The sequence below is a fragment of the Saccharopolyspora sp. NPDC000359 genome, from assembly GCF_040300525.1.
Taxonomy (GTDB): Bacteria; Actinomycetota; Actinomycetes; order Mycobacteriales; family Pseudonocardiaceae; genus Saccharopolyspora.
The window spans coordinates 1-1,834 of the sequence record NZ_JBEPDU010000117.1 but is presented as its reverse complement, the minus strand read 5'-3'; the positions used below and the strand labels follow the sequence as shown (position 1 = coordinate 1,834).

Sequence of the window (1,834 nt, the reverse complement as noted above, 5' to 3'; positions counted from 1 at the left end):
AACGGGTTCGGTGATCTCCGAACACCCCTGGGCCTGGCTGCCGATGCTGCTCTGGCCGCTGTGGTCGGTCTCCCTGGCCCTCGCCGCGCTGAACTACCGAACCCGCCGCACCACGACCCCCCACCCCGAACCAACAACGGTGTAAGAACCCGGAACCCAGGTCCTCGGAACCCAGGTCCTCGGAACCCAGGTCCTCGGAACCCAGGTCCTCGGAACCCCGGAACCCCGGAACCCCGGGCCCCCGGAACCCCGGAACCCCGGAACCCCGGAACCGGAACCCCGGAACCCCGGAACCGGAACCCGGGTCCCGGCACCTCAAACCCAGGAGGTGTACGCGATTTCGCGAGGCGACCCCAGCGAAATCGCACCGACGCACCACCGGCGTGTCGGGCACCCGACACGCCGGAAGGGCGCAGTTTCAATTGAAACTGCGCCCGTTCCCCAGGCATGTCCGAGGTTTCAATGGAAACTGCGGGCCCCGTCACCCCCGGTTACAGTTTCAACTGAAACTGTGACCCGGTCGCCCGGGGACGCGGTTTCAACTGGAACTGTGACTCTGTCGCTCGGGGTTGCAGTTTCAATTGAAACTGCGCTCTTTCCTCACGCGCGTTCGAGGTTTCAATGGAAACTGCGGGACTCGGCACCCTTGGTTATGGTTTCAATTGAAACTGTAACCAAATCATCAGGGGTCACAGTTTCAACTGGAACTGTGGCTCTGTCACCCGGGGGGACAGTTTCAACTGAAACTGTAGGTTTCCGTGCGGGTGCGGGTGCGGGTGCGGGTGCGGGTGCGGGTGCGGGTGCGGGTGCGGGTGCGGGTGCGGGTTGAGTGGGTGTGCGGGTGGGGGTGATTTCGGTGGAAATCGGTTGTTTGGCTTCTGTTGGGATCGCGGGGGTTCGCTCGGGTGGGGGTCAGCGCAGGGCGATTACCGTGTACGGGCCGACCTCGCGCTTGACGAAGGCTGGCGAGTCGAAGATCGCGCGGTCGAAGTACACGTCGTAGTCGCGGACGTTCGGCAGCTGCGGGAACGCGTCGCCCTTGAGCTGGAGCACCAGCTTGCCCTCCTCGCCCTCGGGCAGCTCCACGTCCGAGTGCGGGCTGTCCGGGTTGGACAGGATGAACACGTTGGGCGTGCGGAACTCGCTGTCGCGCAGCATGCCGAGGAACTCGTCGCTGGTGCGCGCGGTGGTCCACCGGTGGATCTCGGCGGCCCGCTCGTCGTAGTCGCCGAGCGGGTTGGCGTAGTGCGGCGTCTCCTGCTGGAAGCCCCAGTAGGGCTTGAACGACATCAACTTGTAGTCGGTGCTCAGCAGCAGGTTCTGCTCCGGGGCGCGGCCGGTCAGCTCGGCGACGGCGCGGATCTCGTCGTCGGTCCACGAGCCCTTCTGGTCCGGGTCGCGCTGCCCCATCGCGTTGTCGCCGGTGGGGTAGTAGTCCTGGTATGCGGCCGTGACCGAGCCCTGCAGCGCCGTTCCGATCGCGCCCTGGTTGACGGTGATCGCGCCGAGCAGGCCCAGCGCGCAGGCGACCATGCTGATCTGCAGCGCGTACCGGGCGTCGAGCCTGCGCCGCAGCCACCCGATCAGCTCCAGGAACCCGAACACCCCGGCCACGGCCAGCGTGACGTCCAGGATCACGTTCAGCCGGAACGCCAGCAGCGTGGTCTTGGCGACCAGCGCAACCGTGGAGAGCACGAACCAGCAGTAGACCGCGATCACGATGGTGAGCATCGAGGCCGCGACCTCGTTGCGGCGGCAGCGCACCAGCAGCCACACCAGGCCCGCCAGGCACAGCACGCCGAACGCGGTGCCCTCCGTCATCGGCACCGGCAGG

1 protein-coding gene is annotated in these 1,834 nt (G+C 66.5%); it reads right to left on the bottom strand.

Annotated elements, in window-relative coordinates; all coding sequences use genetic code 11:
• Nucleotides 1-912 precede the first annotated feature (912 nt).
• On the bottom strand, nt 913-1,834 hold a 922-nt coding region (locus ABT324_RS33305; RefSeq protein ID WP_351185884.1), incomplete at its 5' end, for an arabinofuranosyltransferase.